This is a genomic window from Pseudomonas sp. UME65, from assembly GCF_014170225.1.
Lineage (GTDB): Bacteria > Pseudomonadota > Gammaproteobacteria > Pseudomonadales > Pseudomonadaceae > Aquipseudomonas > Aquipseudomonas protegens.
On sequence record NZ_LZZQ01000016.1, the window covers coordinates 895,841 to 911,576 of the forward strand.

The following is a 15,736-nucleotide window of genomic DNA, read 5'->3' on the forward strand; positions in this document are numbered from 1 at the left end:
CGGTGGAAGTGTTTCAAAGCGCGGGATTTTAGCACGCTCTGGCGGCAGGACACCCATGGCGGATTCATCAGCCCCCAGCCTGTGCAGTTTTTAACAATCCTTAGCAAAGCTGCTGCAGTTCGCTGCAACGCAAAGCGCTAGGGTGCCCGACGATATTTTCCGCCGGACCCAGCCCTGCCATGACCCCCAGCAAAACCCAACTGGCCTGCGTGCTCTGCGCCTGCCTGTGCGCCGACCTCGTCCAGGCCAGCGCCCTGGTGATCAGCACCGACATCAGCATGAGCCTGACCCTGAGCTCAACCGAGGGCAGCTCCAAAGCCAGCAGCTCATTCAAGGACGACAAACTTGTGCTCGCCGCCCAGAGCGATGCCGCGGCCTTCGTGGCCAGCGCCGGCGAGATCCGTGGCGCCCGGTTGGAAGCCGCTCTGATGCACATTCGCCAGGAGCTCGGCGCCCCGCCCTGTAGCGACCTGCAACTGGCCAGCGCCATGCTTGCGCTCTGAGCCCCCAGGCGCATCCGCAGCTAATTCATCGCGCGCCCCAGCCGTTTCTTTATGCGAACAAGGCTATTGCGTTACCGTGCGGCCTCACCCTGGCGCGCGGGTGCTGATACCCGGCGTTGCACTCACCCCACAGGAACCGCCCTCCCATGCTCAAGACTCGACAGATGCTCCCACTGCTGCTGGCCTTGGCCTGCATCAGTGGCTGCTCTTCCCTTGCGCACACCGACAGCGACAGCCGACAACGGCCGCTGATCGTTGCCCATCGCGGCGGCGCCGCGGACTTTCCCGAGAACACCCTGCTGGCCATCGACAACGCCCTGCGCAATAACGTCGACATGCTCTGGCTGACAGTGCAACTCAGCCGCGATGGCGTACCGGTGCTGTACCGACCGGCCGACCTGAGCACCAATACCCAGGCCACAGGCGCAGTCAACCAGCACACCCTGGCGCAGTTGCAGGCACTCAATGCCGGGTGGAATTTCAAGCGGACAGCAGCCGACGGCCAGGTGAGCTTTCCCTATCGCGCCCAGCCGGTGAGCCTGCCGTCGTTGCGTCAGGCGCTGATGGCGATCCCCGAGTCGGTGCCGGTGATTCTCGACATGAAGGCCCTGCCGGCTGCCCCCCAGGCCCAGAACGTCGCCCGCTTGCTGGAACAGCTGCACGCCTGGAACCGGGTGCTGATCTACTCCACCGATGCCGGCTACCAGCAGGCTTTCGCGCCCTATCCCCAGGCCCGGCTGTTCGAATCCAGGGACAGTACCCGGGACCGGCTGGCCAGCGTCGCCCTCGCCCACCACTGCAACGCACCACCTGCACCCGGCAGTTGGGTGGCTTTCGAGTACCGGCGCCCGGTGCGACTGGTCGAGACCTTTACCCTGGGCGAGGCGCGCTCCCAGGTCGATGCCCGGCTGTGGACGCCCGCTGCGGTGGATTGCTTTCAGTCACGGGGCAAGGTGCGGATGCTGGCGATCGGCATCAATACGGCCGAGGACTACCAGGCGGCCACTTGCCTGAAGATGGATGCGGTGCTGGTGGATTCGCCCCGTGCGACGGGGGAAATGAAGCAGCGGCTCGAACGGCCGCTGCCTTGTCGCTGATTGGCCGCTCAGGGCATCAGGGCTGCTTGTAGCCGCGGACCTCGTCGACACCGCGGTTGGCCAACTGGTCGGCCCGCTCGTTGCCGTGATGGCCGGTGTGGCCGCGCACCCATTTCCAGGTGACGTTGTGGCGGTTGACCTGTTCGTCGAGCTGCTGCCACAGGTCGGCATTCTTCACCGGCTCCTTGGCGGCGGTCTTCCAGCCGCGCTTCTTCCAGTTGGCCATCCACTCGTTGATGCCCTTCATCACATACTGCGAGTCGGTGACCAGCTGCACATCGCACTGGCGCTTGAGCTCTTCCAGGCCGCGGATCGCCGCCATCAGCTCCATGCGGTTATTGGTGGTGTTGGCTTCGCCGCCCCAGAGCTCCTTTTCGACGCCCTTGCACACCAGCAGCGCGCCCCAGCCACCGGGGCCGGGATTGCCCTTGCAGGCACCGTCGGTAAAGATTTCTACGCTATCGCTCATCCACGCCTTCCATCAGAAAATTGCCATTGACCCGCCGACCGCGATCGACCGGGCCCAGGGCCGGGCTACGCCGGCCGGGAGTGTATAAAAAGAGGGTTTCAACAGTTCATCAAGGCTCGGCGTTGCGGCGGTTGACCTTGGCCATGGGCAGCGGTACCAGCTTGCCCATCGGCTCGCGCCGCACCTGGCGCACCGGGCGCAGGCCCACGGCGATCTTGCGCGCCACCAACAGGTAGAAGCCGCCGCCGGACAGTTGCCAGTGCCCGGCCCTGCGCTCCCAGCCGGCCAGGCGCGCCTGCCATGCCGTTGAAGCAAGCGGCGGACGATAGCACCCGAAGCGGCGTTTCTCCAACGCGAAGCCCAGCAGGTTGAGCCAGTCGCCGACCCGCGACGGGGAGATGCAGCGGGCCAGGCGCAACGCATCATGGGCGAACACATGGCGCAGGCCCCAGGTGCTCCAGGGGTTGATGCCGACAATCAGCAGATGCCCCCCAGGGCGCACGCTGCTGGCCGCCTCGCGCAGCAGGCCATGGGGCGACAGGCAGAAATCCAGGCCGTGCTGCAGCACCACCACATCGGCGGCGTGCTCGCTCAGGGGCCAGGCCTGCTCCTCGCAGACGATCTCCACCCCGGGCAAGGGCGCGCCGAGACGCACGTTGCGTTGCACCTGGGGCGCCGCCGGCGGGGTTTGCGCCGAGGGCCCGTAGTGCACCAGGTAGCCACCGAAGAAACGCCCCAGTTCCTCTTCGAGCATGCGCCGCTCTTCATCCAGCAGAAATTGCCCCAGGGGGCCGGACAGCCACTCCCGGGCCGCACTGATCAGGGCCAGCCAGTCGGGATCTGCCTGAGCGAAGGCTTTATCGGTCATTGCATTCTCCAACACGCCAAGAAGCTCTAAGATGCGCCATTGTTTTCCGCTTGGCGAATCCGAAGATGATACAGATCAGTGCCCTGCCCGCCTTCACCGACAACTACATCTGGTTGTTACAAGATCATCGCAGCCAGCGCTGCGCAGTCGTCGATCCGGGGGATGCAGCGCCGGTACTGGCCTGGCTGGAACAGCACCCGGGCTGGGTGCTCAGCGACATCCTGATCACCCACCATCACCACGATCACGTCGGCGGCGTCGAACGCCTCAAGCAGCACAGCGCGGCCACGGTCTATGGCCCGGCCCGGGAAAAGATCCCGGCCCGCGACATCGGCCTCGAAGACAACCAGCGGGTCAGCATCCTCGGCTGGGAGTTCGAGGTGTTCGCCGTGCCCGGCCACACCCTGGGGCATATCGCCTACTACCACCATGGCCTGCTGTTCTGTGGCGATACCCTGTTCGCGGCCGGTTGTGGCCGGCTGTTCGAGGGCACTCCGGAGCAGATGCATCACTCCCTCGGCCGCCTCGCCGCGCTGCCGGACGACACCCTGATCTACTGCACCCACGAATACACCCTGAGCAACCTGCGCTTTGCCCAGGCGGTGGAACCGGCCAACCAGGACATCGTCGAACGCCTGGCGAAGGTCACGCAGATGCGTGAGCAAGGGCGCATGACCCTGCCCTCGACCCTGGCCCTGGAGAAATTGACCAACCCGTTCCTGCGTACCGGTGAAACATCCGTTAAACAAAAAGCGGACGAACGGAATGGCCAGGATAACCAGTCGCAGAGTGCGGTCTTTGCGGCTCTGAGGGCTTGGAAAGATAAGTTCTAAGCAGGCTATCGATTGGTACAAAAATTCTGAATGGTTGACCGCACCCCGGGTGCTTTCTAGAATCGCCCGACATTTTTGCCCGGAACTTACTTCCAGCCAATGTCGTCATCTATTCGTTATTCCATCAGTTCAGACGCATTGACGCGCTTGGCCCAGGCCATCGCGGTAGCTGTGTCAGCGACTCTTGCGGGCTGCCAAAGCACCGGCCATGCCCCGCAGAGCGACGCGACACACACACAGAATTTCAACGCCCGCATCAAGCAGAAACCCATCTGGCTGAGCAACCAGCCCAGCCCGCAAGTACCCCAGGACGTCTGGGAACGCATGCGCCAGGGGTTCCAATTGCAAGAAGGCCTGGGCGTCAACCCGCGTATTGAACAGCAGCGCCTGTGGTTCGCCAGCAACCCTTCCTTCCTGGAAAATGCCGGCGAGCGCGGCAGCCTTTATATCCACTACATCGTCGAGCGTCTCGAAGAGCGCAACATGCCGCTGGAACTGGCCCTGCTGCCGGTCATCGAAAGCGCCTACAACCCCCTGGCCTATTCCCGGGCCGATGCGGTGGGGCTGTGGCAGTTCGTCCCGGCCACCGGGCGCTACTTCAACCTGCGCCAGACCCGCTTCTACGATGGCCGCCGCGACATCACCGCGTCCACCACCGCGGCCATGGACTACCTGAGCCGCCTGCACGACATGTTCAACGGCGACTGGCTGCTGGCACTGGCCGCCTACAACGCCGGTGAAGGCACGGTGAGCCGGGCCATCGAGCGCAATGAAAAGCTCGGCCTGCCCACCGACTACTGGAACCTGCCGCTGCCGGCCGAGACCCAGGCCTATGTGCCCAAGCTGCTGGCCCTCTCCCAGGTGGTGCTGGCCCCGCAGGCCTACGGCGTGAACCTCAACCCGATCGCCAACGAACCCTACTTCCAGGTGGTGGAGATCAACCAGCGCATGGACCTGTCCAAGGTCGCGGCGGTGGCCAACATCGACGAGGACGAGCTGTTCCAGCTCAACCCGGCGTTCAAGCAGCGCACCACCATCGACGGCCCCCAGCACCTGCTGGTGCCGACTTCCAAGGCACAGTTGCTGACCACCAGCCTGTCCACCATGAAACCCGAAGAACTGATCAGCAAGCGCTCCCTCAAACCGGTCTTCGACCGCGACGAAGGGCGTGATTCGCTGCGGGCCAAGCGCATCTACCGGGTCAAGAATGGCGACAACCTGACCCTCATTGCCAAGGCCAACAAGGTCGACGTCCAGGACCTGCAGCGCTGGAACAAGCTCAGCGGCAAGAACCTCAAGGTCGGCCAGACGCTGGTGATGCAGGACACCCGCAAGGTGGCCAGCAAGAAAACCAGCCTGGCCAGCAACAAGAAGAAGTCGACTCAGTACAAGGTCAAGCAGGGCGACTCGCTGTACATGGTGGCCAAGCGCTTCAATGTCGAGATGCAGCACCTCAAGCGCTGGAACCCCCGCGCGGCCCAGGCCCTCAAGCCCGGCCAGATGCTGACGGTGTACCTGCCGCACTGAAATCTCCCCTGTAGGAGCCGGCTTGCCGGCGAACAGCCTTCGCCGGCAAGCCGGCTCCTACAGGAAATTTCAATTGCACGAAGCGCGCGCCAGCGAGCTTTTTCCTGCTGATACAAGCTGTTACTGTACGGAGCACAAAGCCCAAGCCGCCTGGATCGGATCTCTGTCTCGATGCGTCCCCTGCTCCTGCTCTTCATCAGCCTGGCCTTGAGCTTTCCCGCAAGCGCGACGATCACCGAAAGTCACGGTTACGCGCAGTTTGGCACGCTCAAATACCCGGCAAAGTTCACCCATTTCGATTGGGTCAACCCCGCTGCGCCCAAAGGCGGCACCTTGCGGGTCATGGCCTTTGGCACCTTCGACACCCTCAATCCCTACACCTTCAAGGGCACCAGCCCGGTCGCCACGCCGAATTTCCTGCAATACGGGGTCAACGAGCTCAACGAACCCTTGATGGTGGGCACCGGCCTGTATGCGCCTTCCGGTGATGAGCCGACTTCCAGCTACGGCCTGATCGCCCGCTCGGTGGAATACGCCGAGGACCGCAGTTGGGTGGTGTTCAACCTGCGCCCCGAAGCACGCTTTCACGATGGCAAGCCGATCACCGCCTACGATGTGGCGTTCTCCTATCGCCTGTTGCTCAAGGAAGGCCACCCGCAATACCGCACCAACCTGCAGGAAGTGCAGCGGGTGGATATCCTCGGCCCGCAGCGCATCCGCTTCGTGTTCAAGCGTGCCGGCAACCCCTTGCTGATCCTGCGCCTGGGCGAACTGCCGGTGCTGCCCCAGCATTACTGGAAGGATCGCGACTTCAAGGCCACCACCTTCACCCCGCCCCTGGGCAGCGGCCCGTACCGCATCACCCAGGTACAGCCCGGGCGCCAGCTGGTGTTCGAACGGGTCAAGGACTACTGGGGCAAGGACCTGCCAGTCAACCGCGGCTTCAACAACTTCGACCGGGTCGAAGTGGAGTTCTACCGGGACAGCGACGTGGCCTTCGAAGCCTTCAAGGCCGGCGAGTTCGACATCTATATCGAGCACCAGGCCAAGAACTGGGCCAACGGCTACAACTTCCCGGCGGTCAACCGCGGTGAGGTGATCAAGGCCCAGGTGGCGCACCAGATCCCGACCCAGACCCAGGGCCTGTTCATGAACACCCGCCGCGCCACTTTCGCCGACGTGCGGGTGCGCGAGGCGCTGGGCATGATGTTCGACTTCGAGTGGACCAACCGCACCCTGTTCAGCGGCGCCTACCAGCGCGCCCTGAGCTACTACCCCAACAGCGAGTTCTCCGCCACCGGGGTACCGCAGGGCCATGAATGGCTGCTGCTCTCGCCCTACCGCGAGCAACTGCCCGCCAGCCTGTTCAGCCAGGCCTTCAGCCTGCCGCGCACCGACGGCCGCGGCATCCCGCGGGACACCCTGCGCAAGGCCCTGGGGCTGCTCGGCGAGGCGGGCTGGAAGCTCAATGGCCAGCGCCTGCAGAACAGTGCCGGGCAGCCGCTGCGCTTCGAGCTGATGCTGGTCAATCCCAACCTGGAACGGATTCTCCAGCCCTACGTGGAGAACCTCGCGAGCATCGGCATCGACGCCCGCCTGCGCACCGTGGACCGGGCGCAATACAAGCAGCGCCTGGACCAGTTCGACTACGACATGATCCTCATGACCCTCAACCAGACCCTGAGCCCGGGCCTGGAGCAATGGCAGTACTTCCACTCCAGCCAGGTCTCGGTCAAGGGCAGCAAGAACTACGCAGGCATCAACAACCCGGTGGTCGATCACCTGCTGGAACAGCTGCTGGCCGCCCAGACCCGCGACGACCAACTGGCCGCGGGCCGGGCCCTGGACCGGGTGCTGCTGTGGCAGCACTACATGATTCCCAACTGGTACCTCAACTATCACCGCCTGGCCTACCGTAACCGGTTCGCCTTCGTCACCACGCCGCCCTATACCCTGGGCCTCGGCGCCTGGTGGCTGAAGTCCATGGAGAACGCCCAATGATGCCCCTGCGTGCCCTGCTCCTGCGCACCAGCGGCCTGTTGTTCAGCGCCATCGCCTGCTATGCCCAGGCTGCGCCGCAACACGCCGTGACCCTGTACAACGAAGCGCCGAAATACCCGGCGAACTTCCAGCACTTCGACTTCGTCAATCCCGACGCGCCCAAGGGCGGCACCTTCCGCATGGCCGGCTTCGGCAGCTTCGACAGCCTCAACCCGTTCATCAGCAAGGGCGTGCCGGAGCTGAACATCGGCCTGGTCTACGACACCCTGATGGCCCAGAGCCTGGATGAGCCGTTCACCGAGTACGGCCTGGTGGCCAGCAAGATCGAGAAGGCCCCGGACAACAGCTGGGTGCGCTTCTATCTGCGCCCCGAGGCGCGCTTCAACGACGGCCAGCCGATCCACGCCGAAGACGTGGTGTTCAGCTTCCAGACCCTGATGAGCGCCGGCTCGCCGCTGTACCGCGGCTACTACGCTGACGTCGACCAGGTGATCGCCGAAGACCCGCAGCGGGTGCTGTTCAAGTTCAAGCACACCAACAACCGCGAGCTGCCGCTGATCCTCGGCCAGCTGACGATCCTGCCCAAGCACTGGTGGCAAAGCCGCGACTTTGCCAAGAGCAACCTGGAGATTCCCCTGGGCAGCGGCCCTTACAAGGTCACCGAGGTCAAGGCCGGGCGCTCGATCCGCTACGAGCGGGTCAAGGACTATTGGGCCAAGGACCTGCCGGTCAACCGCGGCTTCTACAATTTCGACGTGATCACCAGCGACTACTACCGCGACAACACCGTGGCCCTGGAAGCGCTCAAGGCCGGCCAGTTCGACTACTGGCTGGAAATGAGCGCGAAGAACTGGGCCAACGCGTACAACATTCCGGCCGTGGCCCAGGGCCGCCTGATCAAGGAGCAGATCGCCAACGGCAACCCCACCGGCATGCAGGGTTTTGTCTTCAACACCCGCCGGCCGATGTTCCAGGACGTGCGAGTGCGTCACGCGCTGAGCCTGCTGCTGGACTTCGAGTGGAGCAACAAGCAGCTGTTCAACGGTGCCTACACCCGCACCCGCAGCTACTTCGAGAACTCGGAAATGGCCGCCACCGGCCTGCCGGGGCCCGAGGAACTGGCCATCCTCGAACCGCTGCGGGGCAAGATCCCCCCGCAGGTATTCGACCAGGCCTTCTCCCCTTCGGTGTGCGACGGCAGCGGGATGATCCGCGCCCAGCAGCGCCAGGCCTACCAGCTGTTGCAGGAAGCCGGCTGGCGCATCGTCGACGACAAGATGGTCGACGCCCAGGGCAAGCCGGTGGTGATCGAGTTCCTGCTGGCCCAGACCGAGTTCGAGCGCGTACTGCTGCCGTTCAAGCGCAACCTGGCCGACCTGGGCATCGACCTGGTGATCCGCCGGGTCGACGTGTCCCAGTACATCACCCGGGTGCGCTCGCGGGACTTCGACATGATCGTCGGCAGCTTCCCCCAGTCCAACTCCCCGGGTAACGAGCAGCGCGAGTTCTGGATGTCCTCCAGTGCCGACAAGCCCGGCAGCCGCAACTACATCGGCCTCAAGGACCCGGCCATCGACAGCCTGGTGGAAAACCTGATCAACGCCGATTCCCGCGCCAGCCTGGTGGCCCACGCCAAGGCCCTGGACCGGGTCCTGCAATGGGGCTACTACGTGATTCCCAACTGGCACATCAAGACCTGGCGCGTGGCCTACTGGGACCATATCGGCCACCCCAAGGTCGCGCCCAAGTACGACATCGGCGTCAACACCTGGTGGATCAAGCCCGGTGCCAAGCCGGCCGTTGAACCGACCCCGGACAACCAGGCGGCCCCGGCCGAAGCGGTGTACTGACCATGCTGGCCTATATCTTTCGCCGCCTGCTGCTGATCATCCCCACGCTGCTGGGCATCCTGCTGATCAACTTCGTGATCATCCAGGCCGCACCCGGCGGCCCGGTGGAGCAGATGATCGCCAAGCTCGAAGGCTTCGACGGCGCCACCAGCCGCATCGCCGGCGGCGGCGCCGAAGTCTCGGTGGCCGGTTCCAGCTACCGCGGCGCCCAGGGCCTGGACCCGGCGCTGATCAAGGAAATCGAGCACATGTACGGCTTCGACAAGTCGGCGCCGGAACGCCTGTGGATCATGATCAAGAACTACGCCACCCTGGATTTCGGCAACAGCTTCTTCCGTGACGCCAAGGTGGTGGACCTGATCAAGGAGAAGATGCCGGTGTCCATCTCCCTCGGGTTGTGGAGCACCCTGATCATGTACCTGGTGTCGATCCCCCTGGGGATCGCCAAGGCCACCCGCCACGGCAGCCACTTCGATGTCTGGACCAGCTCGGCGATCATCGTCGGCTACGCGATCCCGGCCTTCCTGTTCGCCATCCTGCTGATCGTGGTGTTCGCCGGCGGCAGCTATTTCAACTGGTTCCCCCTGCGCGGCCTGACCTCCAACGACTTCGACCAGCTGAGCTGGGGCGGCAAGATCCTCGACTACTTCTGGCACCTGGCGCTGCCGGTCACCGCCCTGGTGATCGGCCACTTCGCCACCATGACCCTGCTGACCAAGAACAGCTTCCTCGACGAGATCAACAAGCAGTACGTGGTCACCGCCAAGGCCAAGGGCCTGACCCAGCGCCGGGTGCTCTACGGCCATGTGTTCCGCAACGCCATGCTGCTGGTGATCGCCGGCTTCCCCTCGGCCTTCATCGGCATCTTCTTCACCGGCTCCCTGCTGGTGGAAGTGATCTTCTCCCTCGACGGCCTGGGCCTGATGAGCTTCGAGGCAGCGATCAACCGCGACTACCCGGTGGTGTTCGGCACCCTGTTCATCTTCACCCTGCTGGGGCTGGTGGTGAAACTGATCGGCGACCTGACCTACACCCTGGTCGACCCTCGCATCGACTTCGACAGCCGGGAGCATTGAGATGAACCTGTCCCCCCTCAATCGCCGGCGCTTCGAGCGCTTCAAGGCCAACAAGCGCGGCTGGTGGTCGCTGTGGCTGTTCCTGGTGCTGTTCGTCCTCAGCCTGGGCGCCGAGCTGATCGCCAACGACAAGCCGCTGGTGGTGCACTACGAAGGCGGCTGGTACTTCCCGGCCCTCAAGCGCTACCCGGAAACCACCTTCGGCGGCGAATTCCCCCTGGAAGCCAACTACAAGAGCCCCTACATCCGCGAACTGCTGGCGCAGAAGGATGCCTGGGTACTCTGGGCACCGATCCCCTTCAGCTACCAGAGCATCAACTACGACCTGCGGGTGCCGGCCCCGGCGCCGCCTTCGGCGGACAACCTGCTGGGCACCGACGACCAGGGCCGCGACGTGCTGGCCCGGGTCATCTACGGGTTCCGGGTGTCGGTGCTGTTCGCCCTGACCCTGACCATTCTCAGCTCCATCATCGGCGTCATCGCCGGCGCCCTGCAGGGCTTCTACGGCGGCTGGGTGGACCTGGTGGGCCAGCGCTTCCTGGAGATCTGGTCCGGCCTGCCGGTGCTCTACCTGCTGATCATCCTCGCCAGCTTCGTGCAGCCCAATTTCTGGTGGCTGCTGGGGATCATGCTGCTGTTCTCCTGGATGAGCCTGGTGGACGTGGTGCGGGCCGAGTTCCTGCGCGGGCGCAACCTGGAGTACGTGCGCGCGGCCCGGGCCCTGGGCATGCAGAACGGCGCCATCATGTTCCGCCATATCCTGCCCAACGCCATGGTCTCCACCATGACCTTCATGCCCTTTATCCTCACTGGCGCCATCGGCACCCTCACCGCCCTGGACTTCCTCGGTTTCGGCCTGCCGCCGGGGGCGCCATCCCTCGGCGAGCTGGTGGCCCAGGGCAAGTCCAACCTGCAGGCGCCCTGGCTGGGCATGAGCGCCTTCGCCGTGCTGGCGATCATGCTCAGCCTGCTGGTGTTCATCGGCGAATCCGCCCGCGATGCCTTCGACCCGAGGAAATGACATGACCCAGGACAACCTGATCGAAGTCCGCGACCTGGCGGTGGAATTCGTCACCGGCGCGCACCGCCAGCGGGTGGTGCAAAGCGTCAGCTTCGACATCAAGCGCGGCGAGACCCTGGCCCTGGTGGGCGAAAGCGGCTCGGGCAAATCGGTCACCGCCCACTCCATCCTGCGGCTGCTGCCCTACCCTCTGGCGCACCACCCCAGCGGCACCATCCAGTATGCCGGGCACGACCTGCTGACCCTGAAAGAGAAGACCATCCGCCATATCCGCGGCAACCGCATCGCGATGATCTTCCAGGAGCCCATGACCTCGCTGAACCCGCTGCACAGCATCGAGAAGCAGATCAACGAAGTGCTGGGCATCCACAAGGGCCTGACCGGCAAGATCGCCACCCGGCGCACCCTGGAACTGCTGGAGCTGGTGGGCATCCCCGAACCGCACAAGCGTCTCAAGGCCCTGCCCCACGAGCTGTCTGGCGGCCAGCGGCAACGGGTGATGATCGCCATGGCCCTGGCCAACGAGCCGGAACTGCTGATCGCCGACGAGCCCACCACAGCCCTGGATGTCACCGTGCAGCTGAAGATCCTCGAGCTGCTCAAGGAACTGCAGGCGCGCCTGGGCATGGCGCTGCTGCTGATCAGCCACGACCTGAACCTGGTGCGGCGCATTGCCCACCGGGTCTGTGTCATGCAGAAGGGCTGCATCGTCGAACAGGCATCCTGCGAAGATCTGTTCCGCGCGCCGCAGCATCCCTACACCCGGGAACTGCTGGCCGCAGAACCCAGCGGCCTGCCGGCGGCCAACGAGATCGGCCCGCCGCTGCTGGAGGTTGACAACCTCAAGGTCTGGTTCCCGATCAAGAAAGGCCTGCTGCGCAGCACCGTGGATCACGTCAAGGCAGTGGACGGCATCCACTTCAGCCTGCCCCAGGGCCAGACCCTGGGCATCGTCGGCGAGAGTGGTTCGGGCAAGTCAACCCTGGGCCTGGCGATCCTGCGCCTGATTGCCAGCCAGGGCGGCATTCGTTTCGAGGGGCAGCAGCTCGACGCCCTGTCCCAGCAACAGGTTCGGCCGCTGCGGCGGGAAATGCAGGTGGTGTTCCAGGACCCTTTCGGCAGCCTCAGCCCGCGCATGAGCGTGAGCCAGATCGTCGGCGAGGGCCTGCGCATCCACAAGATAGGCAGTGAACAGGAGCAGGAACAGGCCATCATCGAAGCCCTCAAGGAGGTCGGCCTGGACCCGGACACGCGGCACCGCTACCCCCATGAGTTCTCCGGCGGGCAGCGCCAGCGCATCGCCATCGCCCGGGCCCTGGTGCTCAAGCCGCGGCTGATCCTGCTGGACGAACCGACCTCGGCCCTGGACCGCACGGTGCAGCGCCAGGTGGTGGAGCTGCTGCGCAACCTGCAACGCAAGTACAACCTGACCTACCTGTTCATCAGCCACGACCTGGCGGTGGTCAAGGCCCTGAGTCACCAGTTGATGGTGATCAAGCACGGCCAGGTGGTGGAACAGGGGGACGCCGGGGGCATCTTCGACGCCCCGCAACACCCTTACACACGGCAACTGCTGGAAGCCGCCTTCCTGGCTCCGGCAAGCGCCGAATAACCTGAAACAGGAGTAGCAACATATGGGTTTTCTCGCTGGGAAGCGTGTCCTGATCGTCGGTGTCGCCAGCAAACTGTCGATCGCCTCCGGCATCGCCGCCGCCATGCACCGTGAAGGCGCCGAGCTGGCCTTCACTTATCAGAACGAAAAACTCAAGGGTCGGGTCGAGGAGTTCGCCGCCGGCTGGGGCTCCAGCGCCGAGCTGTGCTTCCCCTGCGATGTGGCCAGTGACGAGCAGATCGCCCAGGTCTTCACCGAACTGGGCAAGCACTGGGACGGCCTGGACTGCATCGTCCACTCCGTGGGCTTCGCCCCCGGCGACCAGCTCGAAGGCGACTTCACCGATGCCACCACCCGCGAGGGCTTTCGCATCGCCCACGACATCAGCGCCTACAGCTTCGTGGCCCTGGCCAAGGCCGGTCGGGAAATGATGAAGGGCCGCAACGGCAGCCTGCTGACCCTGTCCTACCTGGGCGCCGAACGCACCATGCCCAACTACAACGTGATGGGCATGGCCAAGGCCTCCCTGGAAGCCGGCGTGCGCTACCTGGCCGGCTCCCTGGGCCCGGAGGGCACCCGGGTCAACGCCGTTTCCGCCGGCCCGATCCGCACCCTGGCGGCCTCGGGGATCAAGAACTTCCGCAAGATGCTGGCGGCCAACGAAGCGCAAACCCCGCTGCGGCGCAACGTCACCATCGAAGAAGTCGGCAACGCCGGCGCCTTCCTCTGCTCGGACCTGGCCTCGGGCATCAGCGGCGAGATCATGTACGTGGACGGCGGTTTCAACACCACCGCCATGGGCAATCTCGACGAGTGATCTGCGGCGGTGGCGAGGGGGTTTGCGCCCTCGCCACCCTGCCCCCTCCCGCTCATTGGAAAGGCCGAACATGAAGCTGTGCTATCTGTTGCTCGTGCTGTTTCTAGCCGGCTGCGACAACACCCAAGATACCGCCTCGAATAAAACCCGGAGCACAGTCGCAAGCCTTCACATCCCTTTAGGGGCTCCGGTTGCCGAGTTCCTTGAAAAGAGCCCGGTGAGTTTTACCGCCGACTGCCTGGATGCGGTCAACCTATGTTGGTATGAGGCGGATCGTCAGGGAGCACTCCTTGACCTGAGCCTGGCCCAGCCCGAGGGCACGCTTGAACTGGATCAGGTGGCCGGGCTGCTGATTGCCGTTGATGGCAAGACCTCAAACACCATCCAGGAATTGAACATCGACCTTCGCGGGCTGCCGGACAACAGCACTCACAAGGCCAACAAGGCGCTTGTCTATAACCTTCTCAGGACGTTGAAGAACGCTGGATGGCAAAAATACTACTTCCCTTCCGACCCCCGAATAGCCGCTGGCGAGTTGCACAAGCTGGACTGGAAGGAAAGCCTCCTGGGTACCCAGCCACTCAGCCACCCGCTGTTCGATGCCAACCATGAGATGAGCCTTGAGCAGTGGCTGAGCAACAACATGTTCTATGACTGGTATCTCTATCACGGCAACTACATTGCGCATGTCCGAGCCCTGCGCTACGACTCGAAAAGCGCCCCCCTGCAAAGCGCTGTCTACTTGATAAGCCTGAACCTGATGTCCCTGGACACGTTCTGGACCCGCGACTTTGCAGAGGCACAAAGAGCCCAATGGAGAACCCTGTTCCCTGCGCATTTGAAAGAACGGCTGCAACGTCGCTCAGAAGTTGAAAGCCGAGCCAGGGCGGCCGGGGTCGACATCGAGGAAAGCTATAGCCCACCGCTGATGGAACGCGGCCAATAGCGCCCTGCCACTGACGCCCTTCCCTGCCCCGCGTCACCGGGCAGGGCTTGGCGGCAGCAACCCTCAGCGAACCCGCTTGCTCGCCTGCTTGTGCAGGTACATGGCCTTGTCGGCGTCCGCCAGCAACGCCTCGATGTCGGGATGGCGTCCGGCGTCGTATTCGATCTGGCCGACGCTGAAGCGGATGTCATAACCCCGCTTCAAGGTGGCATTGCGCTCGTCGAGAATCTCCCGCAGGCGCGCCATGATCGCCGAAGTCTCGACATGGTCGGCAGCGGTCAGCAGGGCCACGAATTCATCGCCCCCCAGGCGACCGATCACGTCGCTCTCGCGAAAGGCGATGCGCAGCACGTCGGCGAAGGTCTTCAGGGCACCGTCGCCTTCGGCATGGCCGTAGGTGTCATTGATCTGCTTGAAGTCGTTGAGGTCGAAGAACAGCAGGGTCGCCGGTTTTTCCAAGCGCTTGCACACCCCCAGGGCATGCCGGGCCAGGGCCTCGAAGCCGCGGCGATTGGACAGCAGGGTCAGCTCGTCCATGCTGGCCATCTGCACCGCCGCCAGTTCCTGTTCGGCCATGCGCGCCAGGTCCCGTAGCAGTGCCCGGTCCTCGTCGTCCAGGTCGCGGGGCTTGATGTCGATCAGGCACAGAGTGCCGAGCTTGCTGCCATTGGTCACCGTCAGCGGGCAACCGGCATAGAAGCGGATGCCCGGCTCCCCCACCACCAGCGGGTTGTCGTGGAAGCGTTCGTCCAGGCCGGCGTCGGGCACGGTGAGGATCTGGTCGCCGAGGATCGCGTGGCCACAGAAGGAAATGTCCCGCGAGGTTTCGCTGACATCGAGCCCCACACAGGACTTGAACCATTGCCGGTCGGCATCCACCAGGCTGACCAGGGCAATGGGCACGTTGAACAGACGCTTGGCCAGCCGGGTCAGGCGGTCGAAACGCTCCTCCGGTGAGGTGTCGAGCACATTCAGCTCCCGCAGGGTCTGGATTCTCAAGGCCTCATTGTTGGGTTTGCTGGGATACAACATCGCTGACTCCATTCGCGGCTAAGATCCCAAGCGTAGCCCAGAATAACGACGGCTTATCATCTAAAGCGGCGCGGCAGGAGCCAG

The 15,736-nt window shown here is 64.1% G+C and carries 14 protein-coding genes; 11 read left to right on the top strand and 3 right to left on the bottom strand.

Annotated features, from left to right (window positions below; translation table 11 throughout):
- Positions 1-179 precede the first annotated feature (179 nt).
- Both A9971_RS29225 and A9971_RS29230 read left to right on the top strand, forming a co-directional pair.
- Positions 180-503, top strand: a complete 324-nt coding sequence (locus A9971_RS29225) for a DUF2388 domain-containing protein (protein WP_053151888.1) — start codon at positions 180-182, stop codon at positions 501-503.
- Positions 504-649: 146 nt separating this feature from the next.
- Positions 650-1,600, top strand: coding sequence for a glycerophosphodiester phosphodiesterase family protein (locus A9971_RS29230; protein ID WP_183000343.1), 951 nt, complete (start codon positions 650-652; stop codon positions 1,598-1,600).
- Between the two features lie 16 nt (positions 1,601-1,616).
- Here A9971_RS29230 and rnhA read toward each other — a convergent pair whose 3' ends face one another.
- Entirely contained in the window at positions 1,617-2,069 is a 453-nt protein-coding gene (gene rnhA / locus A9971_RS29235) for a ribonuclease HI (protein ID WP_011061579.1), read from the bottom strand.
- Between the two features lie 109 nt (positions 2,070-2,178).
- Positions 2,179-2,937, bottom strand: a complete 759-nt coding sequence (locus tag A9971_RS29240; protein ID WP_011061580.1) for a methyltransferase domain-containing protein — start codon at positions 2,935-2,937, stop codon at positions 2,179-2,181.
- Between the two features lie 65 nt (positions 2,938-3,002).
- Between A9971_RS29240 and gloB the strand changes: the two genes are divergently transcribed.
- From gloB to A9971_RS29285, 9 genes are all read left to right on the top strand, one after another.
- Positions 3,003-3,770, top strand: a complete 768-nt coding sequence (gene gloB, locus A9971_RS29245; protein ID WP_183000344.1) for a hydroxyacylglutathione hydrolase — start codon at positions 3,003-3,005, stop codon at positions 3,768-3,770.
- A 99-nt stretch (positions 3,771-3,869) separates the two neighbouring features.
- Entirely contained in the window at positions 3,870-5,297 is a 1,428-nt protein-coding gene (locus A9971_RS29250) for a transglycosylase SLT domain-containing protein (RefSeq protein WP_011061582.1), read from the top strand.
- 171 nt (positions 5,298-5,468) lie between these two features.
- Complete coding sequence (locus A9971_RS29255; RefSeq protein ID WP_011061583.1) at positions 5,469-7,298, top strand: extracellular solute-binding protein; 1,830 nt, start codon at positions 5,469-5,471, stop codon at positions 7,296-7,298.
- The gene (locus A9971_RS29260) at positions 7,295-9,148 is read left to right on the top strand and encodes an extracellular solute-binding protein (protein WP_011061584.1); all 1,854 of its coding nucleotides are present in this window, start codon (positions 7,295-7,297) and stop codon (positions 9,146-9,148) included. The genes A9971_RS29255 and A9971_RS29260 overlap by 4 nt, the downstream gene beginning before the upstream one ends.
- Positions 9,149-9,150: 2 nt before the next feature.
- Positions 9,151-10,224 carry a microcin C ABC transporter permease YejB gene (locus A9971_RS29265; protein WP_011061585.1) on the top strand — a complete coding sequence of 358 codons (1,074 nt, stop codon included), beginning with the start codon at positions 9,151-9,153 and terminating at the stop codon, positions 10,222-10,224.
- 1 nt (position 10,225) lies between these two features.
- On the top strand, positions 10,226-11,245 hold the full coding sequence (locus A9971_RS29270) for an ABC transporter permease (RefSeq protein WP_011061586.1): 1,020 nt from the start codon (positions 10,226-10,228) through the stop codon (positions 11,243-11,245).
- A 1-nt stretch (position 11,246) separates the two neighbouring features.
- Entirely contained in the window at positions 11,247-12,857 is a 1,611-nt protein-coding gene (locus A9971_RS29275; protein ID WP_183000345.1) for an ABC transporter ATP-binding protein, read from the top strand.
- Positions 12,858-12,879: 22 nt separating this feature from the next.
- Positions 12,880-13,674, top strand: coding sequence for an enoyl-ACP reductase FabI (gene fabI / locus A9971_RS29280; protein ID WP_053158855.1), 795 nt, complete (start codon positions 12,880-12,882; stop codon positions 13,672-13,674).
- Between the two features lie 70 nt (positions 13,675-13,744).
- A complete protein-coding gene (locus A9971_RS29285; RefSeq protein ID WP_183000346.1) occupies positions 13,745-14,620 on the top strand; it encodes a hypothetical protein in 876 nt (291 codons plus the stop codon).
- Between the two features lie 63 nt (positions 14,621-14,683).
- Here A9971_RS29285 and A9971_RS29290 read toward each other — a convergent pair whose 3' ends face one another.
- Positions 14,684-15,652 (bottom strand): diguanylate cyclase, encoded by a 969-nt coding sequence (locus tag A9971_RS29290; RefSeq protein ID WP_183000347.1) that lies wholly within the window; start codon positions 15,650-15,652, stop codon positions 14,684-14,686.
- Positions 15,653-15,736: the final 84 nt, after the last annotated feature.

Bases quoted from the DNA above. Each gene is read 5' to 3' on its own strand.
- A9971_RS29225 (WP_053151888.1), top strand. From the start codon at position 180: ATGACCCCCAGCAAAACCCAACTGGCCTGCGTGCTCTGCGCCTGCCTG.
- A9971_RS29230 (WP_183000343.1), top strand. From the start codon at position 650: ATGCTCAAGACTCGACAGATGCTCCCACTGCTGCTGGCCTTGGCCTGC.
- rnhA (WP_011061579.1), bottom strand. From the start codon at position 2,069: ATGAGCGATAGCGTAGAAATCTTTACCGACGGTGCCTGCAAGGGCAAT.
- A9971_RS29240 (WP_011061580.1), bottom strand. From the start codon at position 2,937: ATGACCGATAAAGCCTTCGCTCAGGCAGATCCCGACTGGCTGGCCCTG.
- gloB (WP_183000344.1), top strand. From the start codon at position 3,003: ATGATACAGATCAGTGCCCTGCCCGCCTTCACCGACAACTACATCTGG.
- A9971_RS29250 (WP_011061582.1), top strand. From the start codon at position 3,870: ATGTCGTCATCTATTCGTTATTCCATCAGTTCAGACGCATTGACGCGC.
- A9971_RS29255 (WP_011061583.1), top strand. From the start codon at position 5,469: ATGCGTCCCCTGCTCCTGCTCTTCATCAGCCTGGCCTTGAGCTTTCCC.
- A9971_RS29260 (WP_011061584.1), top strand. From the start codon at position 7,295: ATGATGCCCCTGCGTGCCCTGCTCCTGCGCACCAGCGGCCTGTTGTTC.
- A9971_RS29265 (WP_011061585.1), top strand. From the start codon at position 9,151: ATGCTGGCCTATATCTTTCGCCGCCTGCTGCTGATCATCCCCACGCTG.
- A9971_RS29270 (WP_011061586.1), top strand. From the start codon at position 10,226: ATGAACCTGTCCCCCCTCAATCGCCGGCGCTTCGAGCGCTTCAAGGCC.
- A9971_RS29275 (WP_183000345.1), top strand. From the start codon at position 11,247: ATGACCCAGGACAACCTGATCGAAGTCCGCGACCTGGCGGTGGAATTC.
- fabI (WP_053158855.1), top strand. From the start codon at position 12,880: ATGGGTTTTCTCGCTGGGAAGCGTGTCCTGATCGTCGGTGTCGCCAGC.
- A9971_RS29285 (WP_183000346.1), top strand. From the start codon at position 13,745: ATGAAGCTGTGCTATCTGTTGCTCGTGCTGTTTCTAGCCGGCTGCGAC.
- A9971_RS29290 (WP_183000347.1), bottom strand. From the start codon at position 15,652: ATGTTGTATCCCAGCAAACCCAACAATGAGGCCTTGAGAATCCAGACC.